Annotated in this window: 21 protein-coding genes, 21 tRNA genes, 3 rRNA genes and 1 riboswitch; of the genes, 38 read left to right on the top strand and 7 right to left on the bottom strand. The window is 42.1% G+C overall.

The features are described from left to right. Positions 1 to 14: 14 nt before the first annotated feature. Together AM592_RS11475 and AM592_RS11470 are read left to right on the top strand one after the other, a co-directional pair. Positions 15 to 980 (top strand): DMT family transporter, encoded by a 966-nt coding sequence (locus AM592_RS11475; protein ID WP_053603912.1) that lies wholly within the window; start codon positions 15 to 17, stop codon positions 978 to 980. Between the two features lie 63 nt (positions 981 to 1,043). Beyond that, positions 1,044 to 1,595: a DJ-1/PfpI family protein gene (locus AM592_RS11470; protein ID WP_053606086.1), complete on the top strand. Its 552-nt coding sequence runs from the start codon at positions 1,044 to 1,046 to the stop codon at positions 1,593 to 1,595. A 45-nt stretch (positions 1,596 to 1,640) separates the two neighbouring features. Here AM592_RS11470 and AM592_RS11465 read toward each other — a convergent pair whose 3' ends face one another. Then, complete coding sequence (locus AM592_RS11465) at positions 1,641 to 2,135, bottom strand: DinB family protein (protein WP_053603911.1); 495 nt, start codon at positions 2,133 to 2,135, stop codon at positions 1,641 to 1,643. A 142-nt stretch (positions 2,136 to 2,277) separates the two neighbouring features. On the opposite strand from AM592_RS11465, the gene AM592_RS11460 reads away from it, so the two are divergent. The 5 genes from AM592_RS11460 (at position 2,278) to AM592_RS11445 (ending at position 5,940) form a co-directional block, all read left to right on the top strand. Next, positions 2,278 to 3,195: a DMT family transporter gene (locus tag AM592_RS11460; RefSeq protein ID WP_053606085.1), complete on the top strand. Its 918-nt coding sequence runs from the start codon at positions 2,278 to 2,280 to the stop codon at positions 3,193 to 3,195. A gap of 77 nt (positions 3,196 to 3,272) precedes the next feature. Further along, positions 3,273 to 3,809, top strand: coding sequence for an NfeD family protein (locus AM592_RS11455; RefSeq protein ID WP_053603910.1), 537 nt, complete (start codon positions 3,273 to 3,275; stop codon positions 3,807 to 3,809). A gap of 20 nt (positions 3,810 to 3,829) precedes the next feature. Continuing rightward, positions 3,830 to 5,365 (top strand): flotillin lipid rafts scaffold protein FloT, encoded by a 1,536-nt coding sequence (locus AM592_RS11450; RefSeq protein WP_053603909.1) that lies wholly within the window; start codon positions 3,830 to 3,832, stop codon positions 5,363 to 5,365. A gap of 53 nt (positions 5,366 to 5,418) precedes the next feature. Further along, positions 5,419 to 5,565 carry a hypothetical protein gene (locus AM592_RS25135; RefSeq protein ID WP_318773057.1) on the top strand — a complete coding sequence of 49 codons (147 nt, stop codon included), beginning with the start codon at positions 5,419 to 5,421 and terminating at the stop codon, positions 5,563 to 5,565. 21 nt (positions 5,566 to 5,586) lie between these two features. Beyond that, positions 5,587 to 5,940 (top strand): GNAT family N-acetyltransferase, encoded by a 354-nt coding sequence (locus AM592_RS11445; RefSeq protein ID WP_312883865.1) that lies wholly within the window; start codon positions 5,587 to 5,589, stop codon positions 5,938 to 5,940. Between the two features lie 4 nt (positions 5,941 to 5,944). Here the strand turns inward: AM592_RS11445 and AM592_RS11440 are convergent, their stop codons facing one another. After that, positions 5,945 to 6,133, bottom strand: coding sequence for a hypothetical protein (locus AM592_RS11440; RefSeq protein ID WP_053603908.1), 189 nt, complete (start codon positions 6,131 to 6,133; stop codon positions 5,945 to 5,947). 204 nt (positions 6,134 to 6,337) lie between these two features. Next, positions 6,338 to 6,446: riboswitch (TPP riboswitch) on the top strand. Positions 6,447 to 6,515: 69 nt separating this feature from the next. Here AM592_RS11440 and AM592_RS11435 point away from each other — a divergent pair. The 4 genes from AM592_RS11435 to AM592_RS11420 are packed head-to-tail and all read left to right on the top strand — an operon-like array spanning position 6,516 to position 9,329. Continuing rightward, positions 6,516 to 6,806, top strand: coding sequence for an MTH1187 family thiamine-binding protein (locus tag AM592_RS11435; protein WP_053603907.1), 291 nt, complete (start codon positions 6,516 to 6,518; stop codon positions 6,804 to 6,806). Beyond that, a complete protein-coding gene (locus AM592_RS11430; protein ID WP_053603906.1) occupies positions 6,781 to 7,572 on the top strand; it encodes an ABC transporter permease in 792 nt (263 codons plus the stop codon). Before AM592_RS11435 ends, AM592_RS11430 begins: the two co-directional genes overlap by 26 nt. Positions 7,573 to 7,586: 14 nt before the next feature. Next, positions 7,587 to 8,582 carry an ABC transporter substrate-binding protein gene (locus AM592_RS11425; protein WP_098945305.1) on the top strand — a complete coding sequence of 332 codons (996 nt, stop codon included), beginning with the start codon at positions 7,587 to 7,589 and terminating at the stop codon, positions 8,580 to 8,582. Positions 8,583 to 8,594: 12 nt separating this feature from the next. Beyond that, positions 8,595 to 9,329, top strand: a complete 735-nt coding sequence (locus AM592_RS11420; RefSeq protein WP_053603905.1) for an ABC transporter ATP-binding protein — start codon at positions 8,595 to 8,597, stop codon at positions 9,327 to 9,329. A gap of 91 nt (positions 9,330 to 9,420) precedes the next feature. On the opposite strand, the gene AM592_RS11415 is transcribed toward AM592_RS11420, so the two are convergent. The 5 genes from AM592_RS11415 to AM592_RS11395 all read right to left on the bottom strand — a co-directional run bounded on the left by AM592_RS11415 (position 9,421) and on the right by AM592_RS11395 (position 13,425). Beyond that, positions 9,421 to 9,702 carry a hypothetical protein gene (locus AM592_RS11415; protein WP_225970358.1) on the bottom strand — a complete coding sequence of 94 codons (282 nt, stop codon included), beginning with the start codon at positions 9,700 to 9,702 and terminating at the stop codon, positions 9,421 to 9,423. Further along, complete coding sequence (locus tag AM592_RS11410; protein WP_053603904.1) at positions 9,699 to 10,601, bottom strand: PqqD family protein; 903 nt, start codon at positions 10,599 to 10,601, stop codon at positions 9,699 to 9,701. Before AM592_RS11410 ends, AM592_RS11415 begins: the two co-directional genes overlap by 4 nt. Beyond that, on the bottom strand, positions 10,585 to 12,051 hold the full coding sequence (locus tag AM592_RS11405) for a hypothetical protein (RefSeq protein ID WP_053603903.1): 1,467 nt from the start codon (positions 12,049 to 12,051) through the stop codon (positions 10,585 to 10,587). The genes AM592_RS11410 and AM592_RS11405 overlap by 17 nt, the downstream gene beginning before the upstream one ends. Then, positions 12,029 to 12,775 carry an ABC transporter ATP-binding protein gene (locus AM592_RS11400; RefSeq protein ID WP_053603902.1) on the bottom strand — a complete coding sequence of 249 codons (747 nt, stop codon included), beginning with the start codon at positions 12,773 to 12,775 and terminating at the stop codon, positions 12,029 to 12,031. Before AM592_RS11400 ends, AM592_RS11405 begins: the two co-directional genes overlap by 23 nt. Before the next feature lie 437 nt (positions 12,776 to 13,212). Beyond that, entirely contained in the window at positions 13,213 to 13,425 is a 213-nt protein-coding gene (locus tag AM592_RS11395; protein ID WP_053603901.1) for a hypothetical protein, read from the bottom strand. 529 nt (positions 13,426 to 13,954) lie between these two features. Between AM592_RS11395 and AM592_RS11390 the strand changes: the two genes are divergently transcribed. From AM592_RS11390 to AM592_RS11265, 27 genes are all read left to right on the top strand, one after another. Then, a 16S ribosomal RNA gene (locus AM592_RS11390) occupies positions 13,955 to 15,506 on the top strand. A gap of 9 nt (positions 15,507 to 15,515) precedes the next feature. Further along, positions 15,516 to 15,644, top strand: a complete 129-nt coding sequence (locus AM592_RS24980) for a hypothetical protein (RefSeq protein ID WP_264080142.1) — start codon at positions 15,516 to 15,518, stop codon at positions 15,642 to 15,644. 40 nt (positions 15,645 to 15,684) lie between these two features. Further along, positions 15,685 to 18,614, top strand: a 23S ribosomal RNA gene (locus AM592_RS11385). Between the two features lie 213 nt (positions 18,615 to 18,827). Then, a 5S ribosomal RNA gene (rrf, locus tag AM592_RS11380) occupies positions 18,828 to 18,943 on the top strand. The 16S, 23S and 5S rRNA genes sit together here, the layout of an rRNA operon. Before the next feature lie 982 nt (positions 18,944 to 19,925). Then, positions 19,926 to 19,998, top strand: a tRNA-Val gene (locus AM592_RS11375). 44 nt (positions 19,999 to 20,042) lie between these two features. After that, positions 20,043 to 20,118 (top strand) — tRNA-Thr (locus tag AM592_RS11370). Positions 20,119 to 20,226: 108 nt separating this feature from the next. Then, positions 20,227 to 20,302: transfer RNA gene (locus tag AM592_RS11365), tRNA-Lys, on the top strand. A gap of 7 nt (positions 20,303 to 20,309) precedes the next feature. Then, positions 20,310 to 20,390: transfer RNA gene (locus AM592_RS11360), tRNA-Leu, on the top strand. A gap of 8 nt (positions 20,391 to 20,398) precedes the next feature. After that, positions 20,399 to 20,470, top strand: a tRNA-Gly gene (locus tag AM592_RS11355). A 12-nt stretch (positions 20,471 to 20,482) separates the two neighbouring features. Next, positions 20,483 to 20,568 (top strand) — tRNA-Leu (locus AM592_RS11350). A gap of 9 nt (positions 20,569 to 20,577) precedes the next feature. Next, positions 20,578 to 20,654: transfer RNA gene (locus AM592_RS11345), tRNA-Arg, on the top strand. A 14-nt stretch (positions 20,655 to 20,668) separates the two neighbouring features. Then, a tRNA-Pro gene (locus AM592_RS11340) sits at positions 20,669 to 20,745 on the top strand. 7 nt (positions 20,746 to 20,752) lie between these two features. Continuing rightward, positions 20,753 to 20,825 (top strand) — tRNA-Ala (locus AM592_RS11335). 26 nt (positions 20,826 to 20,851) lie between these two features. Beyond that, a tRNA-Met gene (locus tag AM592_RS11330) sits at positions 20,852 to 20,928 on the top strand. An 8-nt stretch (positions 20,929 to 20,936) separates the two neighbouring features. Further along, positions 20,937 to 21,013: transfer RNA gene (locus tag AM592_RS11325), tRNA-Ile, on the top strand. A gap of 3 nt (positions 21,014 to 21,016) precedes the next feature. Next, a tRNA-Ser gene (locus AM592_RS11320) sits at positions 21,017 to 21,109 on the top strand. 39 nt (positions 21,110 to 21,148) lie between these two features. Then, a tRNA-Met gene (locus AM592_RS11315) sits at positions 21,149 to 21,225 on the top strand. Between the two features lie 4 nt (positions 21,226 to 21,229). Next, positions 21,230 to 21,306, top strand: a tRNA-Asp gene (locus AM592_RS11310). A gap of 18 nt (positions 21,307 to 21,324) precedes the next feature. Continuing rightward, positions 21,325 to 21,400 (top strand) — tRNA-Phe (locus AM592_RS11305). A gap of 19 nt (positions 21,401 to 21,419) precedes the next feature. Beyond that, a tRNA-His gene (locus AM592_RS11300) sits at positions 21,420 to 21,495 on the top strand. A 13-nt stretch (positions 21,496 to 21,508) separates the two neighbouring features. Then, a tRNA-Gly gene (locus tag AM592_RS11295) sits at positions 21,509 to 21,582 on the top strand. Positions 21,583 to 21,593: 11 nt separating this feature from the next. After that, positions 21,594 to 21,670, top strand: a tRNA-Ile gene (locus AM592_RS11290). 11 nt (positions 21,671 to 21,681) lie between these two features. Then, positions 21,682 to 21,753 (top strand) — tRNA-Asn (locus tag AM592_RS11285). A gap of 4 nt (positions 21,754 to 21,757) precedes the next feature. Further along, positions 21,758 to 21,848: transfer RNA gene (locus AM592_RS11280), tRNA-Ser, on the top strand. Between the two features lie 22 nt (positions 21,849 to 21,870). Beyond that, a tRNA-Glu gene (locus AM592_RS11275) sits at positions 21,871 to 21,942 on the top strand. A 614-nt stretch (positions 21,943 to 22,556) separates the two neighbouring features. After that, positions 22,557 to 24,440: a 1,4-alpha-glucan branching enzyme gene (gene glgB, locus AM592_RS11270; protein ID WP_053603900.1), complete on the top strand. Its 1,884-nt coding sequence runs from the start codon at positions 22,557 to 22,559 to the stop codon at positions 24,438 to 24,440. Then, positions 24,437 to 25,579 carry a glucose-1-phosphate adenylyltransferase gene (locus AM592_RS11265; RefSeq protein ID WP_053603899.1) on the top strand — a complete coding sequence of 381 codons (1,143 nt, stop codon included), beginning with the start codon at positions 24,437 to 24,439 and terminating at the stop codon, positions 25,577 to 25,579. The genes glgB and AM592_RS11265 overlap by 4 nt, the downstream gene beginning before the upstream one ends. Positions 25,580 to 25,642: the final 63 nt, after the last annotated feature.

The raw sequence follows: 25,642 nt of genomic DNA, 5'->3' as shown, positions 1-25,642 counted from the left end.
AAAGTTGTGATGAGATGAGCAGAGCTAAAGTTGAGAAAGCAGAGACGAGCAGCCAAATGAGCGTTAACCGGCAGGCCGTTATCGGGATATTTTTGATGGTTTCCGGCACCGTTTGTTTTGCGTCAAAATCGATTTTCATCAAATGGGCATACGAGCTGGGAGCGACACCTGAAGCAACATTATGGTTTAGACAATTTTTTGCAACTCCGTTGTTTTTTATTATTTTCATGATGTACCGATCGAAATTGCCTGTTAAGCCGCAAAAAGGAGAGATTGTAAAAGCATGTTTAGCAGGGTTATTATGTTTTTTTCTCTCTCCTTTGTTTGATTTTACAGGGCTGCATTATGTATCAGCGATCGTTGAGCGAATCTTAATTATGAGTTACCCGATCTTCGTCTTGATCATATCTGCTTTTAGTAGAAAGCAAATGATCTCCATTCTTGATCTTACAGTCATTCTCGTTGTAAATGCCGGGTTATTTTTAGCAATCGGAGGCTGGGATACAAGTTTACTGAATGCAAACATCTTGGGTGCTACCCTTATTCTCCTGTCTTCAATCACATATGCGATGTATCTTTTTCTTTCGGGTAGGCTAGTCAAAAAAATCGGCGGGATTCGCATGAATCTTTATGGAATGTTGACTGCTAGCTTGGCGATGGTGATATATCTGGGAATAAAACAAGCATCCTTAGAATCGGTTAATCTATTATCATTTCGGCCATCTGTGTATGGAGTGTTTTTTATCATTGCCGTTGTTGCCACAGTTATCCCTTTTATTCTTATGCTTGAGGGAATAAAACGGATTGGAGCAGAAAGAGGGGCAATGATTTCTATGTCAGGTCCGGTTCTTACGATTGTATTCGGCGCTTTTTTCTTGGGGGAACATCTAAGTATGATTCAGTGGGCCGGCTGCTTGCTTGTATTGATTACAATCAGTATTGTCGAATGGAAGAAGGTCAAAACTTTAAATGTAAAATGACTTTTTGTTATGATGAAACTGAGGAAAATTGCAAATCCTATTTTAAATAAGGAGATGATGATTTTGACGAAAAAACTATTGATTGTTACAGGTGACGCCGTAGAAGCTTTGGAAGTGTTTTATCCTTACTACCGTTGTTTGGAAGAAGGCTATGACGTGACAATTGCTTCACCAAAAAAGAAAAAACTCCAAACCGTCGTACATGACTTTTTGGATTGGGATACCTTCACGGAGAAACCAGGTTATTTACTTGAATCCCATGCTTCGTTTGACGAGATTAATCCGGCGGAATATGACGGATTGATTATTCCTGGAGGACGTGCACCGGAATACATACGTATGTATGATTCTCTCTTGAGTATTGTGAAGCACTTCTTTGCAGAAAATAAACCGGTTGGAGCAATATGCCACGCAAGCTTAATTTTCACAAGCCTGCAAGAGGAATTAAAAGGCCGGGAGCTAACAGCGTATATCGCATGCAGACCTGAGGTGGAAGCGATTGGAGCGAAATACATTGAAGAAAAGAATCACGTGGAAGGCAATTTAGTTTCTGGTCACGATTGGTCCAACCTTCCAGAGTTTATGCGAGAGTTCTTTAAACTTTTGAATAAATAATAGATAATGCTTAGCCCTTCTCGAGGAGAGAGGGGCTTAAATACTTCAATTAATTTTCGAATTCAATTTCTCGAGAATCTCCTCAATTTGCTTGCTATGCCGAACTTCGTGGTGGCCGATAAAACCAATCCACTGGGCAACGGTCAACTCTTTAAATACGGCGTGCGGCAAGACCTTGGTTAAATCCTTTTCGCTAATAGAAGAAATAATGATTGTTAATTGTTCCCTTGCCTGATCGAGCTCGTTTTTGCATTGTTCAAGAGTGATCGATTTTCGATCAGGCATTAGCTTTTCTGGAGCTTTCCGTGGGTGTGACCTGTCCTCTACAATTTCGATAGGCTGCTTCTTTACCTCTTTGATCTCAGCTTCTTTCATTCGATGTTTCAGAAAGGCTGAGGACATTTGATCTGTTTTGTTTAGGTGATCAAGGACCTCCTGGATACTCCATTCCTCCGCAGATGGGCGTTTGTTCAGGGTCTCATCTGACAGATTGTGAATCAGCAATCGCGTTTTTTGTCTTGCTTCGTGAATGATATTCATTTTATTTTCTCCCTCCCTAAAATAGATTACCATGGGTCAAGATCATACAGCCAGCATGAACCTAATAAGCAATAAAGGAACCCTTATCGATTTTTTTGCAAAGGTTCGCTATTCTTAAAAGAAAAGAGAAAGAAGGATGCTTATGCTGGAGTCGAAAATGCTTCCGTATCTTGCGTTATTTATTGGTGTTCTTACCGTTTCTGCTTCTGCCATTTTTGTGAAACTTGTTTCAGCTCCAGCTGAAATTACCGCATTTTATCGGCTATTGATTTCCACTGCCATCGTGTTTCCGTGGTTCTGGAGGAAAAGAAAGGCCTTATACCAATTTGCGAAAAGCGATTGGATATATTCGATGTTAGCCGGAGTTTTTCTTGCTTTTCATTTTATCCTCTGGTTTGAATCGCTTGAATACACCTCGGTAGCGAGCTCGGTTGTTCTGGTAACCCTGCAGCCCTTATTTGCGTTTGTTGGAACCTATTTCTTTTTTAAAGAAAAAGTGACATTCGGAGGCCTTGCAAGTGCGGGTTTTGCTATTGTGGGCAGCGCCATCATAAGCTGGGGAGATTTTAAGGTGAGCGGCCTTGCTCTATGGGGAGATATTTTGGCACTAATCGCATGTGCTATGGTAACCGCATATTTGCTTTGCGGCCAGCATCTTCGGAAGAAACAGAGCCTCGCTGTATATACCTTTGTTGTTTACGGCGTATCCACGGCCACGCTTTTTATTTATTGCTTGTTCTCTGGAGAATCGTTTGTGTCTTACCCATCAGAAGACTGGATCTATTTTGTCCTTTTAGCGATTTTCCCCACTCTTCTTGGACATTCGTTATTTAACTGGTCGATCAAATGGATTAGCACCAATATGGTTTCTGTATCAATTCTATTTGAACCAGTAGGAGCCTCAATTTTTGCATATTACGTTTTGAGAGAAATGGTAACTGCTTCTCAGATTGTCGGTGGGAGCATGATTTTAGCCGGCATCTTATTCTTTATTTTTGAAAAAAGAATGCTTCGCCTTTATAAATCCTTTTCCTTAAAAAAGAAAATGGCAAAACATTGAAACCTTTTCATGAGATGATCGTATTACAGGTGCAATGAAAAAAGTGGTCATTTGGGAGTAAGAAAGGATGTGATGCCGTGGAGATTCTTGGAACGCCCATTGCAACGATTTATTTAACGACGTTAATTATTGCAGGAGCCCTCACCCTTCTCTTTCTTTTCTTTGGAGAATTGTTTGAAGGCTTGGGCGAGGCTCTGCCGATTCCGTTTTTCAGCCCCACATTGATATTGGCCTTTATCACCTTTTTTTCAGCAAGTGGCTACATATTCGAAGCCTTGCTGCCAATATCAAGCCTGCTCATTATCTTCATTTCTATTATCTTATCAATTTTTCTCGTCACGTTACTGAATGTTTTTGTTCTCATTCCCTTATCTGCAGCAGAAGAATCAATTGCCTATAGAGAAGAAGACCTTAAGGGAAGGATTGGCAGAGTCATTACTTCCATACCAATTGACGGATATGGCGAGGTGGTGCTTGAAGGAAAAGGCGGGACGATTTCAAAATCTGCGGTAAGCTTTGAAAATCTACCTATTCCTTATGGCACTACAATCCTAGTGATTGAAATTGAAAGCGGGGTATTATCCGTCGTACCTCATGAACCATTTATAAAATAATTCGAGAGGGAGGAAAAGTCATGTTATCAACACCGATATGGATTGTCATAGGAATTGTATTTTTTATTCTGATCGCACTTATCAGCGTATTTGTTTCGAAATATCGCACGGCAGGTCCGGATGAAGCTTTAATCGTTACAGGGAGCTATTTGGGGAGGAAAAATGTCCATGTGGATGAGGGAGGCAACAAAATAAAAATTGTTCGCGGAGGAGGTACGTTCGTTCTTCCTGTTTTCCAACAATCCGAGCCGTTAAGTCTCTTATCCAGCAAGCTTGATGTGTCTACACCGGAAGTATATACCGAACAGGGTGTGCCGGTGATGGCTGACGGTACAGCAATCATAAAAATTGGCGGAAGCATTAACGAAATCGCGACGGCGGCTGAACAGTTTCTCGGGAAAACAAAGCAAGACAGGGAAATGGAAGCGAGAGAAGTATTGGAGGGACACCTTCGCTCTATTTTAGGCTCGATGACGGTAGAAGAAATTTATAAAAATCGTGAAAAATTTTCACAAGAGGTTCAACGAGTGGCTTCGCAGGATCTCGCAAAAATGGGTCTGGTCATTGTTTCATTTACGATCAAGGATGTACGTGATAAAAACGGCTACTTGGAGTCACTAGGAAAACCACGGATTGCGCAAGTAAAACGAGATGCGGACATCGCGACAGCAGAAGCAGATAAAGAAACAAGAATTAAGCGGGCGGAAGCCTCAAAAGACGCGAAAAAATCCGAGCTGGAACGAGCGACGGAAATTGCTGAAGCTGAAAAAATCAATCAGATGAAAATGGCTGAATACCGCAGGGAGCAGGATACGGCAAGAGCAAGCGCAGACCAAGCATACGATCTTGAAACTGCCAGGGCGCGACAGCAAGTGACCGAGCAGGAAATGCAAGTGAAAATCATAGAGCGGCAGAAACAAATTGAATTGGAAGAAAAAGAAATTCTTCGCCGAGAAAAGCAGTATGATTCAGAGGTTAAGAAAAAAGCGGATGCCGATCGTTACTCTGTCGAACAATCAGCTGCTGCACACAAAGCACGCCAGTATGCAGAAGCAGATGCTAAGCAGTATAGTACTGAAGCCTTGGCTCGCGCTGAAGCAGAACGAGTGCGTTTGGATGGAATTGCGAAAGCGGAAGCGGAAAAAGCAAAAGGAGAAACGGAAGCAGAAGTTATACGCCTGAAAGGACTTGCAGAAGCTGAAGCAAAAGAAAAAATCGCTGAAGCCTTTGAGAAATACGGCCAAGCTGCTATTCTCGATATGATTATAGGAATGCTGCCTGAATATGCGAAGCAGGTGTCTGCGCCACTTTCCAACATTGATAAAATTACGGTTGTTGATACCGGCGGCAGCGGTGAAAACAGCGGGGCAAACAGAGTGACCGGTTATGCAACCAATTTGATGTCTTCCTTGCAGGAAAGCTTGAAGGCTTCTTCAGGAATTGATGTGAAAGAACTGATCGAAAATTTTTCTGGAAAAGGAAACGTTAGACAAAGCTTGGATGAAATCGGCATCGGTATCAATAAATCCAAAGCGGTCAAGGAAACAATAGAATAAGATGAAGGCAGTCGACGGGCTGCCTTTTTCGCTAAAGTAAAAAGGAGTGATTTATGATGTTCAACATTCGCAAAGCAACAAAAGAGGATGCGGCAGAAATCGCCAAGGTACATGTGGATAGCTGGAGAACGACATATAAAAACATAGTGTCTGATACATATCTTGCGCAATTAAATTATGAAGATAGAGAGAAGATGTAGAGAGATAATTCGTTTGAAAGCGTGTTTGTCGCTGAAGATCAGTCAGGGATTTTCGGGTTTGCCGGGTTCGGTCCCGAGCGGACAAAAAAACACAACTATGATGGTGAGCTATATGCAATCTATTTGTTTAAAGAAAAGCAAAAAATGGGTGCGAGAAAAGCATTAGTAAAAGAGGGTGTCAAATATCTCTTAGAAAACGGGTATCAAAACATGTTGGTCTGGGTGCTGGATGAAAATCCTTCCATTGGATTCTATCTTTCCCTAGAACCAGAAAAAGTAGCAAAAGATAGCTTTACGATCGCTGAGAAAAACCATATTGAAATCGCCTTTGGCTGGAGAGATCTGTCTTTGCTTGAAGCGAAGCTGAGTAAGTAACGAATTATTTAATCGAATTTAAAAAATAGGATGAGAGAATGGCGAAAGCTACACCAAGCGGAATATAAAATATCATTCCTCTGCCATTCACTTTTCCTTCTGCATCGCACACCTTTATTGCCTCGAAATACCCCATCAATAAATTTATTACTGACAGGGAGTAGCACAATAGCATTAAAAAAAACGCATTCATTCTCTCTTTCCCCTCTCTATCATCTCTCTATTATTACATTCAAAGAAATGGCTGAATATGCAAAAAAATTTAGTTTATCGTATCGTTTTGAAGATATTTTTTTGGAGAATCTATCAAAATTGGTTTGCTTGTTTTGAATGGAAATGCCTTGATGGCGGGCTTTAGCTGATTTACAAGCGTCGAGAATCATGGTAAGGTACAATGGTAAATAATATGGGGAGCTAAGTGAACTTGGCTGAGAGGATGCGAAAACGTATCGACCCACAAACCTGATCTGGGTAATGCCAGCGTAGGGATACTCTATAACAAAAGTGAATGACTTTTCTATAGCGATCCTCCTCTCAATTTTCCACTTGCTCTTCTTCACTAGAAGGAGGAGTATATGTCATCGATAAATCTGGCATTTCAAGTATTGCCCAAATCTGGAACAATCCCGGTCTATGAATTAGTCGACAAAGCAATTGAAGTTGTTGCCGCTTCCGGCGTTCCTTATGAAGTCGGTGCGATGGAGACGGTTATGGAAGGTGAAATGGACGAGCTTCTGGAAATCGTCAAAAAGGCTCAAGATGCTTGCATAGCAGCAGGAGCCACTGAGGTCATGACCCATATGAAAATCCATTATCGGCCTGATGGGGGCGTGACAATTCGTGAAAAGGTTGAAAAATACCGCTAGCACGCAATGGGATAGCGTTCGGAATATCGTTTTGCCGGTAAGCTCGGTTTTTTTATTTTTTCTTTTATGGGAATTGTTTGTCCTTATCACGAAGACTGAGGCTTGGATATTGCCCGCTCCGCATCTCGTGATTACAGAATTTTTCACAGGAAATTTTGCATTTTCCGATCATATTTTTCCTACATTATTTGAAGCATTGACAGGGCTCCTTCTTTCCGTCGTCGTGGGGGTTGGGTTTGCAATTATTCTCGATTCTTCCGACGTTTTGTATCGAACATTCAGCCCGCTTCTCGTTGTTTCGCAAACGATTCCGATTATTGCGCTTGCGCCATTATTTATTATTTGGTTTGGTTTTGGTTTTGTACCTAAGCTCCTTATCGTAGCGCTCGTCTGCTTCTTTCCCATAGCTATGAATGTGATTGAGGGCTTGCGTATGGTTGACAAAGACATGCTTGCCATGATGAAGTCTGTCGGTGCGAGCCGTTACCAGCTTCTATTTAAACTGAAGCTTCCGTTTGCGCTTCCGTTTTTCTTTACCGGTCTGAAAATCTCAGGTACATACGCCGTAATGGGAGCCGTTATTTCTGAATGGCTCGGGGCAAGCAAGGGGCTGGGAGTTACTTTAACAAGGGCAACGCAATCCTTTCAAACCGTTCGGGTATTTTTAATCATCGTCATTATCGTGTTATTAAGCCTGACTTTTTACAGCAGCATTCAGCTTGCAGCAAGAGCTTGTATGCCATGGAAACACAAGCAAAAGAAATGAGGTTTTTTGATAAAATGAAACTGCGCAAAACGTATGTATTATTTAGTATTCTCGTATTGCTGCTTTCAGCATGCGGGCAGCAAAATTCTGAGCAAAGAAAAAATGGAGACCTAAAAAAAGTAACCATTATGCTCGATTGGTTTCCTAACACAAATCATACAGGAATCTATGTAGCAAAAGAAAAAGGATATTATAAAGAGAATGGAATAGATTTAGAAATTCTTGAACCCGGAGATGGTATGAGTGTGGAACAAGTGGTTGCCAAAGGAAATGCCGATTTTGGCATTTCGAATCAAGAATCGGTCACTCAGGCAAGATCAACCGATATCCCGATTGTGTCAATCGCTGCCATTATTCAAGAAAACACATCGGCCTTTGCCTCTTTAAAGAAAAGCGGCATCACCTCGGTTAAACAATTTGAAGGCAAACGATATGGGGGATGGGGATCAGAGTCAGAAGAAGCTGTCTTACGAGCAGTCATGAAAAAGCATAATGCAAATTATGAAAAAATCGAAAATGTGACTTTGGGTGCTACAGATTTCTTTAAATCTATTGGAAGAGATGCAGATGTTGAATGGATTTTCTACGGATGGGACGGCATTGAAGCAAAAAGACAGGGGATCGATTTAAATCTTATTTATTTAAAAGACTTAGATCCTGCATTAAATTATTATACACCTGTCATCGCTTCAAGCGAGAAGCTTATTAATTCCGATCCTGAAACTGTCAAAGCCTTTATGGATGCAACAAAAAAAGGCTATAAGGACTCAATCAACAATCCGGAAGAAGCAGCAGATTTGCTTGTAAAACAGGTTCCGGATTTGAACAAAGATCTTGTTCATAAAAGCCAAGACTGGTTGAGCAAGCAGTATCAAGGCAATGCAGATAGATGGGGAATCCAGGATCAAGCGGTATGGGAAAATTACGCCAACTGGATGGTCGAAAATCAATTGCTGGATAAAAAAATTGATACAGGTAAAGCCTTCACGAATCAATTTATTGATAACTAGGAGCAGTTTCTCATGCTTACGATAAAGTCTGTTTCAAAATCATTTGATAATCTAAGCGTTTTAGATACAATCGATCTTCATGTGAAAAAAGAAGAATTTGTAAGTATCATTGGACCTAGCGGCTGCGGGAAAAGCACTCTTTTAGAGATTGTTACCGGCCTGATTGCACCAAGCAACGGAGAAATTTATTTCAATGAAGAAAATGTGACAGGAACAACGAATAAACTAGGATACATGCCGCAAAAAGACGTGTTGTTTCCGTGGAGAACTGTATTGGAAAATGTAATCATTCCTCAAGAAATTATGGGAATTAGAAAAAAAGATGCTGAAAAAAAAGCGCGCCAGTTAGTTGAGAAATTTGGACTGAGCGGCTTTGAAGAGTATTATCCGAGTGCGTTGTCCGGAGGTATGAAGCAGCGGGCGAACTTTCTGCGAACCGTTTTGACAGACAAACGCTTACTTGCGCTCGATGAACCTTTTGGCAAGCTTGATGCTTTAACAAAGCGTGAAATGCTGAAATGGCTGACTACTGTTAGAATGGAAACAAAGCAGAGTTTCTTGTTAATCACACATGATATAGATGAAGCGATATTTTTGTCTGATCGGATTTATGTCATGTCTAGCCGTCCCGGACGTATCGTAAAAGAAGTCCATGTGAAGGAGAAACACCCTAGAAGTAATGGATTTCTATTATCAAAAAGTTTTTCTGAACTAAAGAATGAGCTGCTTAGCAGTCTTGGAGTCTAGAATTAGTTGAGGGAAATTTATTTTTTGCAAAACTATAATAAATTATCGACCAAGAAATAAGCTTAGGAGGATCCTCCTAAGCTTTTTATGTTTAATTAAAACGCTTTTTTCTTATACTGGAAATTATCGAAACGATGATAAAGACAACGATAAATAACGAAATCATAATAATGAAGAAGTTAGGTTTGATCTGAAAGGTAAACGCTGAATTCCCATCCATTTCAAATGACAAACTATTAAATAATAAATCGTTATTGGATTTCGCTTGAAATAAATGATAAAAGAACACAGCGGCCAACAGCATTGGATATCCGAGAAATGCGATAAAACTTCCGAAAATGGCGCCATGCTTTAAAGATTCTAATTTCATCATTTTTGACCTCCCATTCTTTCAAGCATCAGCTGCTTGATGATTGATTTCCCATCTCCCATGAACGGCAGCAGGTATAAAAGATGAATAAAATAAACGATTGAAAAAATGAAGAAACCTGAAGATACTGGATTTTCCCTTAAATACAGAAACGTAATCGTAATTCCCGAAGCGCCCAATAAACCTGGCACTAACGGACCTAGGGCGGTGATCCAGAGCATCTTTAACTTATAAGGCTTAATGACTGGCCTAACAAATTTAACTGACATCATATCAGAGGCAAAAAAGCCTCGAGGCCCATGATTTCCCGCAAACTTACGGTGACAATATCCATGCGCAGTTTCATGTAATGCTGTTCCTGTTATCAGGGCTATATAAATGACCGTGAAATAAACTGCAATATTGACAATGGATTGGTCCGGAATGATTAAAAAAGCAACAGTCGCGACTATCATAAATAAAAACCAAATGAAAATAATTTTTTTCGTTACAATGAATAAACAAGTGAAAAAAATCGACCAAAAGGACTCTCCGTTACTCATATAGCGTTCCTTATATTTAAAATGATACTGCTTGAAAAACTGGAGTAAAAAAGTGACTAATAATGATGGAGACTGATAGCGAAGTGCAACTAAATAATGTGAATTTAACTCTAGTAAAAGTTTATTGAAATCATTTGAAATAACTTTTTCTTTCACATTAAATATTTTTGCAATTGATTCCGTTATTTCGCCTTCAGTTTTTTTTCCGTCCATTTCTTTTAGCATATGATATGCGGATTCGTTAATGGGAAACTCTGCGCCGAGCTGGTCATCTGTCAAGTGCTTTTTCTTTAGTGTTACATGCACAGGAAGAGAAGGGATTCTCTCAATCTTCAACACTTCTTTAAGAGGCTGAATCATGCTCATACCTCCATTTAAAGCCTTTATGAATAACAAAAAGAAGCAGCAATTCAAAACATAGTAACATGATCCATTGCAACTCGATTCCTGCTGAGCCTATTAAGTAGTTCCCGATAAAAAATATAGGAATCATCATAATAATCAACATTCCGAATGAAAAGATTCCCGTGTACGGATTGTTTCGGTCAAGCGGCAATAAAATTCCGACTAAATAAAACAGTCCGCATGAATTTAAAAGCACGCCGATGCTTTGCAGCAGGACTATGAAGCTTTCCGGTGCAGTACATGTAAACAGTGCCAAGAGAAAAACTTGTAACATTCCGATAACCACAAGTCCGCAATATTTAAATAAAACAACCTCTGACGGCTTTAATCCAATTGTTTTATACACCGGTAATACAATTCGGTCATTTCCGAATGAATTGAACGCGATCAATCCTGAAAAAGCACTAAGTATTAATAACTTTTGATCACTGAAATCCAAATTGAACCTGTATTTTACAAACACAATAATGATAAAGAGCAATATAAAATTAAGAATATTTTCCTCATTTCTCACCTGTGATTTGATCTCTTTCACAAGAAGGCTCCAACCTTTGGCAGAAGGGAACGGAAGGCTGCTTAACAGCTTGAGCGATCTTTTTTCTGACATGATCGGCATAAGAGACATTGACATAAATGCACAGATAATCGTAAACAGAATGAAGCCTGTTAAGATAAAATAATTAACTCCCTCAGGATAAATTCCTTGCAGGGAAAGAAAAAAGGGGGCTGAAAAATACATAAAATCATAATCAAAAGTTTGATATGTCTTTGCGATTTTATTTATATTAAAATGAGTCATAATATACCCTGAAACTAAAACGAGCAATACAAATAAAGAAAAAAACTTTTGTAATGGAAATTTGATTTTTAAAATAAACATGTACGTGGCGTTATAGATTAGATTAATGAACGACAAAACAAATATCGTCTGAACAAAAATCATGGCAAAAAAACCGATAGTAAAACCGATGCCAATTCTATTTATGATAAAATTAGGAATTAATAAAATGCCGATGATAAATAAAATAATAGATGATACAACAGCCATTATCGGAATAAAATAACCTAAGCTTTTTTGAAACGTTGTTAGCGGAAGCCAGCTAAGCTGCATAGAAAAACGATCCTGTTCGGGTGTCCTGACTTTAATGAGGACAAACAGTAATGAAGTAAAAATTGAAGCATTGATCGACATTGATGTTGCCAGAAGCCCTAGAGATTGCTCTCTGCCTGTTAAAAAGGCTTTTAAAAAAGTACCCGTAAAGCTGTAGCCGATTATAGCGGCTATCGTGACAGTAAACAGAAAGAACAAAATGGCCAGAATACGCTTCATTGTGGTATCAAAAATCTTATTTATTTCTCTTTGCCACATTTTCAACATCGTTTTAGAAATTATTAATGATTTCATCGAAACGGGCACCCCTGTCACTTAACATAGATGCTTTTAGAAACACTTGCTCTAGCGTGCTGCATCCGTATTTTTCTTTAAGATGAGCAGTTGTTCCTTCATCCATCTTATGTCCCTTAGAGATAATGGCAATCCTGTTACACAATTCTTCGGCAGCGAGCATATCATGAGTCGAAAGAAGAATTGCTCCGTTATTGGAAGTATATCGTTTCATTAATTTTTTTGTGTTTATTACTGCTTCAATATCAAGTCCCCGAAAAGGTTCATCCATGATGATTATCGTACTATCCAGCATAAAAGCCGCGATAAGCTGTATTTTCTTTTTCATTCCGTGTGAATATGTTTCAATCGGTTCTGATAAAGCTTTTTTCATATCAAATAGTTCAATAAGTTGATTTCTTTTTTGTATTGAATTACATTCGTACATAGAGAGAATGAAATCTAAATATTCCTTTCCTGTTAATGCTTCTGGTAACAGTAAATCGTCAGGAACATATGCAAGCTTTTTTTTAAAGGAAGCATCTTCATTAGTTAAATCGCCAATCATAATGTTTCCTTTATTTTGTTTAATAATGCCTAAAATACAGTTGATCATTGAAGTCTTTCCAGATCCGTTTGGGCCGGCAACCGCGACAATTTCTGCCGGCTTTACAGTTATATTAAAATCTTTCACAGCAGTCACATTATTTTTATACGTTTTGGTTAGATTTTCAATTGTTAACATATGACCTCCAGATGATTACAGACTTTCCGAACGAGACAGCCTATGAAAATCTTTAGAAAGCCATTAGGCATAAGGTATGGAAGTGAAGTCAGATTTGAAGTGGCTTTTGGTGTAATCGATCATCTTTAATCGGGTCAGGCTTTTTTTGACAGACAAGCAAAATTTTTCTTGTTCATTGTAAAGCAATATAAGTTTTAAGCTGCCAGAACAATTTGTGTTTCTTGATGCACTGTAGTCGTCCATCAACACGCGAACTTATAAAAGCCTGACTGAGGCCGCCGTTTAAAAAGGGTTTAATGCTTACTTAGTTTTTTAAGAATACTGCATGAGTCAGAAGGCTGCCTTTTATTCTTTGCTAAAGGGTTAAACCGCACGTCACAACGGTTTAACCCCGATGTTTATGTCTAAGAAGTAAGTGAGATGAATCCTCAGTATGTCTAAATACATTCTATGCTGACTTTTAATCCATTTACCCATTGAACTGATCCTGTAAAGCTGCCGTGTCCATTGTAAATACACCAAACTGCTGCTCCAAGAACGACTGTTGCACCAAGTCCCAAAAGGACAGCAATGAATACTAGAAACCATGCTTGATCCATGATAGCAGGTCTCATTACTGAATAGTCAACTTGCGGTGCAGTATACGTCATATTTTCACCTCCCATGTATAAAAAAATCGTAACACATAGAAAAATTCACTAAAATCACTCAATAGTCACGAATCAAAATCCCCAGAAAAAGAATAATTTACTATTTTTTCTATCCAGGAAACATTTTTTCTATAATTTAGGAAGTTAAAGTTGGTTGATTCATTACAGTTCAGTTTATTTGCTGTCGGTTCCTTTTAAAGGTAATTAAGTTTCTTCTATTAAAAAAGAAGCACATTTAGTGCACATTCCAAATAAAGTGTTAATCGTTATCGTTGTGCTTTTATTATATTGTGGCTTGATTCCAATATGAAAAAGTGGTAGTATAACAACTGTCTCAATCTATAACTTATAACTCTAATAAATTTTATAAAAGATGTTGACAACTTCTTTTAACGATGATATATTAATAGAGTCGCTTTTGACGAGAGGCAAAATGATCTTTGAAAACTAAACAAGACAAACGTACCTGTTAATTCTAGATTTTGTTTTAAAAAATCGCATAGGCGACTATGCGTAGTCAGTCAAACTTTTATTGGAGAGTTTGATCCTGGCTCAGGACGAACGCTGGCGGCGTGCCTAATACATGCAAGTCGAGCGGACCTTTGGAGGCTTACCTCCGAAAGGTTAGCGGCGGACGGGTGAGTAACACGTGGGTAACCTGCCTGTAAGACTGGGATAACTCCGGGAAACCGGGGCTAATACCGGATGCGTCACGAAACCGCATGGTTTTGTGATCAAAGGTGGCACTTGTGCTACCACTTACAGATGGACCCGCGGCGCATTAGCTAGTTGGTGAGGTAACGGCTCACCAAGGCAACGATGCGTAGCCGACCTGAGAGGGTGATCGGCCACACTGGGACTGAGACACGGCCCAGACTCCTACGGGAGGCAGCAGTAGGGAATCTTCCGCAATGGACGAAAGTCTGACGGAGCAACGCCGCGTGAGTGATGAAGGTTTTCGGATCGTAAAGCTCTGTTGTCAGGGAAGAACACGTGCCGGTTGAATAAGCCGGTACCTTGACGGTACCTGACCAGAAAGCCACGGCTAACTACGTGCCAGCAGCCGCGGTAATACGTAGGTGGCAAGCGTTGTCCGGAATTATTGGGCGTAAAGCGCGCGCAGGCGGTTCTTTAAGTCTGATGTGAAAGCCCCCGGCTCAACCGGGGAGGGTCATTGGAAACTGGGGAACTTGAGTGCAGAAGAGGAGAGTGGAATTCCACGTGTAGCGGTGAAATGCGTAGAGATGTGGAGGAACACCAGTGGCGAAGGCGACTCTCTGGTCTGTAACTGACGCTGAGGCGCGAAAGCGTGGGGAGCGAACAGGATTAGATACCCTGGTAGTCCACGCCGTAAACGATGAGTGCTAAGTGTTAGAGGGTTTCCGCCCTTTAGTGCTGCAGCAAACGCATTAAGCACTCCGCCTGGGGAGTACGGTCGCAAGACTGAAACTCAAAGGAATTGACGGGGGCCCGCACAAGCGGTGGAGCATGTGGTTTAATTCGAAGCAACGCGAAGAACCTTACCAGGTCTTGACATCCTCTGATCACCCTAGAGATAGGGCTTTCCCTTCGGGGACAGAGTGACAGGTGGTGCATGGTTGTCGTCAGCTCGTGTCGTGAGATGTTGGGTTAAGTCCCGCAACGAGCGCAACCCTTGATCTTAGTTGCCAGCATTCAGTTGGGCACTCTAAGGTGACTGCCGGTGACAAACCGGAGGAAGGTGGGGATGACGTCAAATCATCATGCCCCTTATGACCTGGGCTACACACGTGCTACAATGGGCAGAACAAAGGGCTGCGAGACCGCAAGGTTTAGCCAATCCCACAAATCTGTTCTCAGTTCGGATTGCAGGCTGCAACTCGCCTGCATGAAGCTGGAATCGCTAGTAATCGCGGATCAGCATGCCGCGGTGAATACGTTCCCGGGCCTTGTACACACCGCCCGTCACACCACGAGAGTTTGCAACACCCGAAGTCGGTGAGGTAACCATTTGGAGCCAGCCGCCGAAGGTGGGGCAGATGATTGGGGTGAAGTCGTAACAAGGTAGCCGTATCGGAAGGTGCGGCTGGATCACCTCCTTTCTAAGGATAATGAACGGAAACGAGGGAGCTCTCCCGAGAGCTTCCTCGGGACAGGTACGTACGATCTTGTTTAGTTTTGAAGGATCATTCCTTCAAATGAAGATGATGTTCTTTGAAAACTGGATAACGAAAGAGTAAGACATTCACATTGATTTTTTTGTAGTAAGTTCGATCTAACGGTTAAGTTAGAAAGGGCGCACGGTGGATGCCTTGGCACTAGGAGCCGATGAAGGACGGAACGAACACCGATATGCTTCGGGGAGCTGTAAGCAAGCTTTGATCCGGAGATTTCCGAATGGGGAAACCCTCTGTTCGTAATGGAACAGAATCTTATCTTGAATTCATAGAGATAAGAAGGCAGACCCGGGGAACTGAAACATCTAAGTACCCGGAGGAAGAGAAAGCAAACGCGATTCCCTAAGTAGCGGCGAGCGAAACGGGATTAGCCCAAACCAAGAGGCTTGCCTCTTGGGGTTGTAGGACACTTGATATGGAGTTACAAAGGAACGGGGTAGATGAAGAGGTCTGGAAAGGCCCGTCAAAGAAGGTAACAACCCTGTAGTTGAAAGTCCGTTCCCTCCCAAGTGGATCCTGAGTACGGCGGGACACGAGGAATCCCGTCGGAATCCGGGAGGACCATCTCCCAAGGCTAAATACTCCCTAGTGACCGATAGTGAACCAGTACCGTGAGGGAAAGGTGAAAAGCACCCCGGAAGGGGAGTGAAAGAGATCCTGAAACCGTGTGCCTACAAGTAGTCAGAGCCCGTTAACGGGTGATGGCGTGCCTTTTGTAGAATGAACCGGCGAGTTACGATCCCGTGCAAGGTTAAGTTGAAGAGACGGAGCCGCAGCGAAAGCGAGTCTGAATAGGGCGCATGAGTACGTGGTCGTAGACCCGAAACCAGGTGATCTACCCATGTCCAGGGTGAAGTTCAGGTAACACTGAATGGAGGCCCGAACCCACGCACGTTGAAAAGTGCGGGGATGAGGTGTGGGTAGGGGTGAAATGCCAATCGAACCTGGAGATAGCTGGTTCTCTCCGAAATAGCTTTAGGGCTAGCCTCAAGGTAAGAGTATTGGAGGTAGAGCACTGATTGGACGAGGGGCCCCTACCGGGTTACCGAATTCAGTCAAACTCCGAATGCCAAATACTTATCCTTGGGAGTCAGACTGCGAGTGATAAGATCCGTAGTCGAAAGGGAAACAGCCCAGACCGCCAGCTAAGGTCCCAAAGTATACGTTAAGTGGAAAAGGATGTGGAGTTGCTCAGACAACCAGGATGTTGGCTTAGAAGCAGCCACCATTTAAAGAGTGCGTAATAGCTCACTGGTCGAGTGACTCTGCGCCGAAAATGTACCGGGGCTAAACGTATCACCGAAGCTGCGGACTGTTCTTCGAACAGTGGTAGGAGAGCGTTCTAAGGGCTGTGAAGCCAGACCGGAAGGACTGGTGGAGCGCTTAGAAGTGAGAATGCCGGTATGAGTAGCGAAAGAGGGGTGAGAATCCCCTCCACCGAATGCCTAAGGTTTCCTGAGGAAGGCTCGTCCGCTCAGGGTTAGTCGGGACCTAAGCCGAGGCCGAAAGGCGTAGGCGATGGACAACAGGTTGATATTCCTGTACCACCTCCTTTCCGTTTGAGCAATGGGGGGACGCAGGAGGATAGGGTAAGCGCGGTGTTGGATATCCGCGTCCAAGCAGTTAGGCTAAGGAGATAGGTAAATCCGTTTCCTTATCAGGCTGAGCTGTGATGGCGAGTGAAATTTTAGTAGCGAAGTTCCTGATTCCACACTGCCAAGAAAAGCCTCTAGCGAGGAAAATGGTGCCCGTACCGCAAACCGACACAGGTAGGCGAGGAGAGAATCCTAAGGTGATCGAGAGAACTCTCGTTAAGGAACTCGGCAAAATGACCCCGTAACTTCGGGAGAAGGGGTGCTTCTTAGGGTGAATAGCCCCGAGAAGCCGCAGTGAATAGGCCCAGGCGACTGTTTAGCAAAAACACAGGTCTCTGCGAAGCCGCAAGGCGAAGTATAGGGGCTGACGCCTGCCCGGTGCTGGAAGGTTAAGGGGAGCGCTTAGCGTAAGCGAAGGTGCGAACTGAAGCCCCAGTAAACGGCGGCCGTAACTATAACGGTCCTAAGGTAGCGAAATTCCTTGTCGGGTAAGTTCCGACCCGCACGAAAGGCGCAACGATCTGGGCACTGTCTCAACGAGAGACTCGGTGAAATTATAGTACCTGTGAAGATGCAGGTTACCCGCGACAGGACGGAAAGACCCCGTGGAGCTTTACTGCAGCCTGATATTGAATGTTGGTACAGCTTGTACAGGATAGGTAGGAGCCTTTGAAACCGGAGCGCCAGCTTCGGTGGAGGCATCGGTGGGATACTACCCTGGCTGTATTGACCTTCTAACCCGCCGCCCTTATCGGGCGGGGAGACAGTGTCAGGTGGGCAGTTTGACTGGGGCGGTCGCCTCCTAAAATGTAACGGAGGCGCCCAAAGGTTCCCTCAGAATGGTTGGAAATCATTCGCAGAGTGTAAAGGCACAAGGGAGCTTGACTGCGAGACCTACAAGTCGAGCAGGGACGAAAGTCGGGCTTAGTGATCCGGTGGTTCCGCATGGAAGGGCCATCGCTCAACGGATAAAAGCTACCCCGGGGATAACAGGCTTATCTCCCCCAAGAGTCCACATCGACGGGGAGGTTTGGCACCTCGATGTCGGCTCATCGCATCCTGGGGCTGTAGTCGGTCCCAAGGGTTGGGCTGTTCGCCCATTAAAGCGGTACGCGAGCTGGGTTCAGAACGTCGTGAGACAGTTCGGTCCCTATCCGTCGTGGGCGCAGGAAATTTGAGAGGAGCTGTCCTTAGTACGAGAGGACCGGGATGGACGCACCGCTGGTGTACCAGTTGTTCTGCCAAGGGCATCGCTGGGTAGCTATGTGCGGACGGGATAAGTGCTGAAAGCATCTAAGCATGAAGCCCCCCTCAAGATGAGATTTCCCATTCCCTATGGAAGTAAGATCCCTGAAAGATGATCAGGTAGATAGGTCTGAGGTGGACGTGTGGTGACACATGGAGCTGACAGATACTAATCGATCGAGGACTTAACCTAGTTTAATTGAATGTCATATACTCCCCACGTTATCCAGTTTTGAGAGAACATATCTCTCTTACGGTTCACTTATCGAACCCAAGAGGGTTCCCGAGGAACAAGGAATTCTAGGAATCGAGTGAAGGAGCACCGGAGCGTACTTAAGTACGTGAGGATGCGACTGAACGAAGATGACAACGAAGTCCGCCGTTCATCGGAAGCCGTAACCCATAGTTTGGTGGCGATGGCGAAGAGGTCACACCCGTTCCCATGCCGAACACGGAAGTTAAGCTCTTCAGCGCCGATGGTAGTTGGGGGATTCCCCCTGTGAGAGTAGGACGTTGCCAGGCTATATTGAAAAAACAAGCTGTCTCCCTTTTTATAGTGAGACAGCTTGTTTTTTTTATGGTTATGGCTGTTTAACTATAAAAAGGGAGACATTTTTAACAGATAACGAAATATAAATTCAAGAAATTTTAGCCTTGCTGCTTCTGATAAAATAAAAGAACAAATCATTTTATTCTTCTTGTTGATAAAGCTAAATATTGAAAATCATAATGTCATTCAAAACAAGGCATTAACAACCAAGAAGCAGAATGTAAAGATTCTGTACACATTTCTTTATTTTTAATATACCTTATCCTTTTTAGCACATTTTAAGAAATTTTTGTTGATGCATAAACTATAATTTTCAGGCGTGACACTGAGGAAGCTTGATGATCATAAGTATACATGTAAATAATATTAAATAGCTTTATACAACGTGAGACAGCCTTATACAGCTTGATTGAAATTAGGGATGCCTGGAACATTATGTTGTTTCTTTTGCTAGGATATGGCCTTTAAAACGATGTTTTTTAAGACGATAGAATTCCCCGGCAAATACAATTCCACATCATACTAGTAAAAAATAGAGGATAACTAGATGGTGAAAAATATTGAATGGGTTTATTAAGAAATCTATCTCGATATAAAGCCATTACGACTATTATTTTACTGCGTTGATACTTGGCAGACTTTCAACTAAAAGAAAGTTAATAATATCTCTATCGTACTATCACCCAACGATATAATCAAAAGCAAATATCTTAGCTTTTCAATTCAATCATCTAGCTCATTTGCACTTATTAATAAGGAATACTAGCCTAGATATTTAGCGGTTTTTCCTATATAATTAGTATAGGGAATCTATCTAAAAATTGTTCTTGTTTTATCCTGAAAAATATTTGCTTAATAAAACAATTAATTTTTTTAAAAAAAGTCTTTACAAAGTACTTGCAGCATGTATATAATAGTTCTTGTCAGCTTAACGAAAAGCTTTGATAACTTAACGGAGGATTAGCTCAGCTGGGAGAGCATCTGCCTTACAAGCAGAGGGTCGGCGGTTCGAGCCCGTCATCCTCCATCATGTTTAACCATACATATTTAATATTGAAAAATAATAAATATGCCGGTGTAGCTCAATTGGTAGAGCAACTGACTTGTAATCAGTAGGTTGGGGGTTCAAGTCCTCTTGCCGGCACCATTAATTTATGTTATACTAGACAAGTCGCTCTTTTATCAAGAATATTTTCTTTTTAGAAGAGAAATGTATACATGATAATAAGTCATATTTTGAGTGTTGACAGCACAAGAGCCATTAGCTCAGTCGGTAGAGCATCTGACTTTTAATCAGAGGGTCGAAGGTTCGAGTCCTTCATGGCTCACCACTGCTATGCGGGTGTGGCGGAATTGGCAGACGCGCTAGACTTAGGATCTAGTGTCTTTGACGTGGGGGTTCGAGTCCCTTCACCCGCATGATTTTTGCGGAAGTAGTTCAGTGGTAGAACATCACCTTGCCAAGGTGGGGGTCGCGGGTTCGAATCCCGTCTTCCGCTTAACTGCTGCTTGCCGGGATGGTGGAATTGGCAGACACACAGGACTTAAAATCCTGCGGTAGGTGACTACCGTGCCGGTTCAAGTCCGGCTCTCGGCATACGATCACGCGCCCGTAGCTCAATTGGATAGAGCGTTTGACTACGGATCAAAAGGTTAGGGGTTCGACTCCTCTCGGGCGCGCCATACTATTATGAAAACGGGAAGTAGCTCAGCTTGGTAGAGCACTTGGTTTGGGACCAAGGGGTCGCAGGTTCGAATCCTGTCTTCCCGACCATTCCTTTGGGGCCTTAGCTCAGCTGGGAGAGCGCCTGCCTTGCACGCAGGAGGTCAGCGGTTCGATCCCGCTAGGCTCCATAAATACAATATAACATTTTCATTATGGCGGTGTAGCTCAGCTGGCTAGAGCGTACGGTTCATACCCGTGAGGTCGGGGGTTCGATCCCCTCCGCCGCTACCATAGATTTCGGACCTTTAGCTCAGTTGGTTAGAGCAGACGGCTCATAACCGTCCGGTCGTAGGTTCGAGTCCTACAAGGTCCACCACTCGGAGGAATACCCAAGTCTGGCTGAAGGGATCGGTCTTGAAAACCGACAGGGGTGTCAAAGCCCGCGGGGGTTCGAATCCCTCTTCCTCCGCCATTTATATCTAATAATAATAATATTTATATCTCATATCATCGCGGGGTGGAGCAGTTCGGTAGCTCGTCGGGCTCATAACCCGAAGGTCGCAGGTTCAAATCCTGCCCCCGCAACCAAAATGGTCCGGTAGTTCAGTTGGTTAGAATGCCTGCCTGTCACGCAGGAGGTCGCGGGTTCGAGTCCCGTCCGGACCGCCATCTTAAAAGTACATATGTGGCTCGGTAGCTCAGTTGGTAGAGCAACGGACTGAAAATCCGTGTGTCGGCGGTTCGATTCCGTCCCGAGCCACCACTGTTTTATTTTGATTCTGGCGGTTGTGGCGAAGTGGTTAACGCACCAGATTGTGGCTCTGGCACTCGTGGGTTCGATTCCCATCAATCGCCCCATACAAGATCAAATGCGGGTGTAGTTTAGTGGTAAAACCTCAGCCTTCCAAGCTGATGTCGTGAGTTCGATTCTCATCACCCGCTCCATTTTAAATCATGGGCCTGTAGCTCAGCTGGTTAGAGCGCACGCCTGATAAGCGTGAGGTCGATGGTTCGAGTCCATTCAGGCCCACCATGATTTATTATTCCACAGTAGCTCAGTGGTAGAGCTATCGGCTGTTAACCGATCGGTCGTAGGTTCGAATCCTACCTGTGGAGTCTTGGAGAAGTACTCAAGTGGCTGAAGAGGCGCCCCTGCTAAGGGTGTAGGTCGTGTAAGCGGCGCGAGGGTTCAAATCCCTCCTTCTCCGCCATTTATGTTACATATTTCAATATGGCCCGTTGGTCAAGCGGTTAAGACACCGCCCTTTCACGGCGGTAACACGGGTTCGAATCCCGTACGGGTCATCCAATCACCTTGCAAAGCTAGTTGCAAGGTTTTTTATATGAATTTTTTTATAATAAAAACACAATGATTTTAAAAACAATAAAACAAAATATTTCGGTTTCCTCTGTGGAAAAATATGTATGTTTCGTGTGCATGTTACTCGGGTATCATAAAGTATGTTTATAACATTACCCTATAAAACCGATCGGATCATGTGCCAATTGAAAGAAGAAATTAATAAGAAAAATGCCTGAATCTTTTGTTTATTGTATTGTGATATTTGAAAATGTTAGATAAGATAAAATAAAAAAGAGTTCATTATAGTATCAATTTATGTCATAAAATCTCTCGTTTTATATTCTTGCACTAGAAAAATACACCACAAATCTTAGCAATCAACCTCAATAACTTAATTATAATAATTATACTTGGTCAACTTTTTTTGCTCCTTATTATTTACTTTGAAATCAATATTGTTTAGACACATTTATCTTTCATTCATGTGATTTTTTATAATTTCGACTTAATTCGCGATATTTGTCATTAAAAAATATGATTATTTAGCAGGAAATTCTAACTTTTTTTTGAATAAAATATATAAAATTGATGCGATAGGTCAGAAAGGATGAAAGAAATGCCCGTTGCCACCCCGACAGATTTTGAAATTCATTTATTTCACGAAGGAAACCTGTATAAAAGCTACGACATATTTGGAGCTCATGTTACAGAAAACAATGGGGAAAAAGGAATGCACTTTTGTGTATGGGCCCCGCATGCTAAACAAGTTAGAGTGGTTGGCGATTTTAATAATTGGTCAGGTGAAAACCATGAAATGTATAAGGTAAGCCAGGGAGGAATCTGGTCTTTGTTTATTTCCGGAATTCAGACATTCCAGCTTTATAAGTATGAAATTGTCTGCCAAAACGGAAATACATTGCTAAAGTCTGATCCTTATGCTTTTTATTCAGAAAAGAGACCTAAAACAGCGTCAATCACTTATGATTTATCTGGATACATATGGAATGACCGAAAATGGATTCAGAAAAAAAAGATTAAGCCTATTTATCAAAAACCTGTCATGATTTACGAATTCCATTTTGGGTCATGGAAAAAGAAAGATGATGGAAGCCTTTACTCATACCGAGAAATGGCAGACCTTCTCATTCCATATGTGGTTGATTATGGCTTCACACACATTGAGTTAATGCCAATCATTGAACATCCATATGATCGGTCCTGGGGGTATCAGGGGACAGGATATTACAGCGCTACCAGCCGGTTTGGAACTCCTCATGATTTAATGTATTTCATTGACAAATGCCATCAAAACGAAATCGGAGTCATTATGGATTGGGTGCCGGGCCATTTTTGTAAGGATGCACATGGCTTGTATATGTTTGATGGTGAACCGGTCTATGAATATTCAAATGAGCATGACCGCGAGAATTGGGTGTGGGGAACGGCAAATTTTGACCTGGGAAAAACAGAGGTTCACAGCTTTCTGATTTCCAGTGCGATGTTTTGGATTGATAATTTTCATATTGATGGATTTCGAGTAGATGCAGTCGCAAATTTATTATATTGGCCAAATCAAGGAGATGCTGTGGAAAACCCTTTTGCGGTCAATTTTCTAAAAAAATTGAATGAACAAGTATTTAATCAGGATCCCAATTTTTTAATGATCGCAGAGGATTCCACCAATTGGCCAAAGGTAACTCATCCCGTCTATGAAGGAGGGTTAGGCTTTAATTACAAGTGGAACATGGGCTGGATGAATGATGTATTGAAGTACATGGAAGCTGATGTAAGTGAGAGGGGAAATTTGCATAATCTGATAACGTTTTCACTCTTATATGCTTACAGTGAAAACTATATATTGCCCTTTTCACATGATGAAGTCGTTCACGGGAAAAGGTCTCTGTTAAATAAAATGTCTGGGGACTATTGGCAAAAGTTTGCCCAGTACCGCTTATTGCTAGGTTATATGATTGCGCATCCAGGTAAAAAGCTTTTGTTTATGGGCGGAGAATTTGCCCAGTTTGATGAATGGAAAGATTTAGAGCAGCTTGATTGGTTTTTGGATGAGTATGAAATGCATCATAAAGCAGCAATATTTTCAAGAGATCTCATACGTTTGTATCTTAAACAGAAAATCCTTTTTGAAACTGATCATAAGCAAGAGGGATTCGAGTGGATTGATGCAGACAATCGGGAGCAGTCGATTTTTTCATTTATACGTTTTGGTATGAGGCCAAATGAAGCGCTTATCGTCGTTTGTAACTTTACACCTGCTGTATATCATGAATACAACATAGGAGTCCCGTTTGAAACGAAATATACTGAAGTTATGAATAGTGACGATGAGAGATATGGAGGATCTCATCAGATCAATCCAAAGCCGCTTGTAGCTAAGGAAGGCCAAGTTCACAATAAGCCCTTTTTTATTTCCATGACGATCCCTCCTTATGGAATTTCAGTTCTTAGAGCAGTCAAAAAGAGAGGAGCGAAGAAAAAATGAAAAAGCAATGTGTGGCGATGCTGCTCGCCGGTGGGAAAGGCAGCAGACTCAGCTCATTAACACAAAACCTGGCAAAGCCAGCTGTCTCTTTCGGGGGTAAATATCGTATTATTGATTTTACATTGAGCAACTGCACCAATTCAGGGATTGATACAGTTGGAGTTCTTACGCAATATCAGCCTCTCGTCTTAAATTCCTATATCGGAATCGGAAGCGCTTGGGATCTTGATCGTAAAAATGGCGGGGTGACCGTCCTCCCTCCTTACGCAGAGTCCTCAGAAGTGAAATGGTATAAAGGCACAGCCAGCGCCATTTATGAAAATCTTAATTACTTAAAACAATACGATCCAGAGTATGTATTAATCCTATCAGGAGATCATATTTACAAGATGGACTACAGTAAAATGCTGGACTATCACATTGAGAAAAAAGCAGATGCCACAATTTCTGTGATTGAAGTACCGTGGGATGAAGCAAGCCGCTTTGGCATAATGAATACAGATGAAAATCTGGAAATTACCAAATTTGATGAAAAACCGGCCAATCCAAAAAGTAACCTTGCTTCCATGGGCATCTACATTTTTAATTACTCCGTTCTTAAAAATTTTCTTGAGATGGATGCGAGAAACCAGCACTCGAGCCATGATTTTGGAAAGGATATCATTCCACTTCTGCTTGAAGAAAAGAAAAATCTTGTTGCTTATCCTTTCAAAGGGTACTGGAAAGACGTCGGGACAGTTAAAAGTCTTTGGGAGGCAAATATGGATTTACTAGAAGATTCCTCCGGTTTGAATTTATTTGATCATGATTGGCGGATCTATTCAGTTAATCCGAATCATCCTCCGCAATTTATTTCCAGCCAAGCCGAGCTATCAGAATCTTTAGTTAACGAAGGTTGCGTGGTTTACGGCAATGTTACGAAGTCGGTGCTGTTTCAGGGTGTGACGATTGGCGCAAATTCAACTATTTATCAGTCTGTTATCATGCCTAATGTAACGATTGGTGAAAACGTAACGATTGAGAATGCCATCGTGCCAAGCGGGATGACAATACCGGACGGATTTACGGCAAAGCCTGAAAAACAGGGTACAGATGTGTTGCTTATATCCGAGGATTTTGTTGAAAAGACGTTAATATAAAAGGTCAAAAGAGGCAATACAATTTGAGTGGAAATTCTCCAAAAGGAGGAATGGCGTAAAAGC

It is taken from the genome of Bacillus gobiensis (assembly GCF_001278705.1).
Classification (GTDB): Bacteria; Bacillota; Bacilli; order Bacillales; family Bacillaceae; genus Bacillus; species Bacillus gobiensis.
This window is presented reverse-complemented; position numbering and strand designations above follow the sequence as displayed.

Excerpts from the sequence above, each read along its gene's own strand:
- AM592_RS11475 (WP_053603912.1), top strand. The coding sequence starts at position 15 with ATGAGCAGAGCTAAAGTTGAGAAAGCAGAGACGAGCAGCCAAATGAGC.
- AM592_RS11465 (WP_053603911.1), bottom strand. The coding sequence starts at position 2,135 with ATGAATATCATTCACGAAGCAAGACAAAAAACGCGATTGCTGATTCAC.
- AM592_RS11400 (WP_053603902.1), bottom strand. The coding sequence starts at position 12,775 with ATGTTAACAATTGAAAATCTAACCAAAACGTATAAAAATAATGTGACT.
- AM592_RS11405 (WP_053603903.1), bottom strand. The coding sequence starts at position 12,051 with ATGAAATCATTAATAATTTCTAAAACGATGTTGAAAATGTGGCAAAGA.
- AM592_RS11435 (WP_053603907.1), top strand. The coding sequence starts at position 6,516 with ATGTCATCGATAAATCTGGCATTTCAAGTATTGCCCAAATCTGGAACA.
- AM592_RS11460 (WP_053606085.1), top strand. The coding sequence starts at position 2,278 with ATGCTGGAGTCGAAAATGCTTCCGTATCTTGCGTTATTTATTGGTGTT.
- AM592_RS11395 (WP_053603901.1), bottom strand. The coding sequence starts at position 13,425 with ATGACGTATACTGCACCGCAAGTTGACTATTCAGTAATGAGACCTGCT.
- AM592_RS11425 (WP_098945305.1), top strand. The coding sequence starts at position 7,587 with ATGAAACTGCGCAAAACGTATGTATTATTTAGTATTCTCGTATTGCTG.
- AM592_RS24980 (WP_264080142.1), top strand. The coding sequence starts at position 15,516 with ATGAACGGAAACGAGGGAGCTCTCCCGAGAGCTTCCTCGGGACAGGTA.
- AM592_RS11420 (WP_053603905.1), top strand. The coding sequence starts at position 8,595 with ATGCTTACGATAAAGTCTGTTTCAAAATCATTTGATAATCTAAGCGTT.
- AM592_RS11415 (WP_225970358.1), bottom strand. The coding sequence starts at position 9,702 with ATGATGAAATTAGAATCTTTAAAGCATGGCGCCATTTTCGGAAGTTTT.
- AM592_RS11450 (WP_053603909.1), top strand. The coding sequence starts at position 3,830 with ATGTTATCAACACCGATATGGATTGTCATAGGAATTGTATTTTTTATT.
- AM592_RS11265 (WP_053603899.1), top strand. The coding sequence starts at position 24,437 with ATGAAAAAGCAATGTGTGGCGATGCTGCTCGCCGGTGGGAAAGGCAGC.
- AM592_RS25135 (WP_318773057.1), top strand. The coding sequence starts at position 5,419 with ATGATGTTCAACATTCGCAAAGCAACAAAAGAGGATGCGGCAGAAATC.
- AM592_RS11440 (WP_053603908.1), bottom strand. The coding sequence starts at position 6,133 with ATGAATGCGTTTTTTTTAATGCTATTGTGCTACTCCCTGTCAGTAATA.
- glgB (WP_053603900.1), top strand. The coding sequence starts at position 22,557 with ATGCCCGTTGCCACCCCGACAGATTTTGAAATTCATTTATTTCACGAA.
- AM592_RS11410 (WP_053603904.1), bottom strand. The coding sequence starts at position 10,601 with ATGATTCAGCCTCTTAAAGAAGTGTTGAAGATTGAGAGAATCCCTTCT.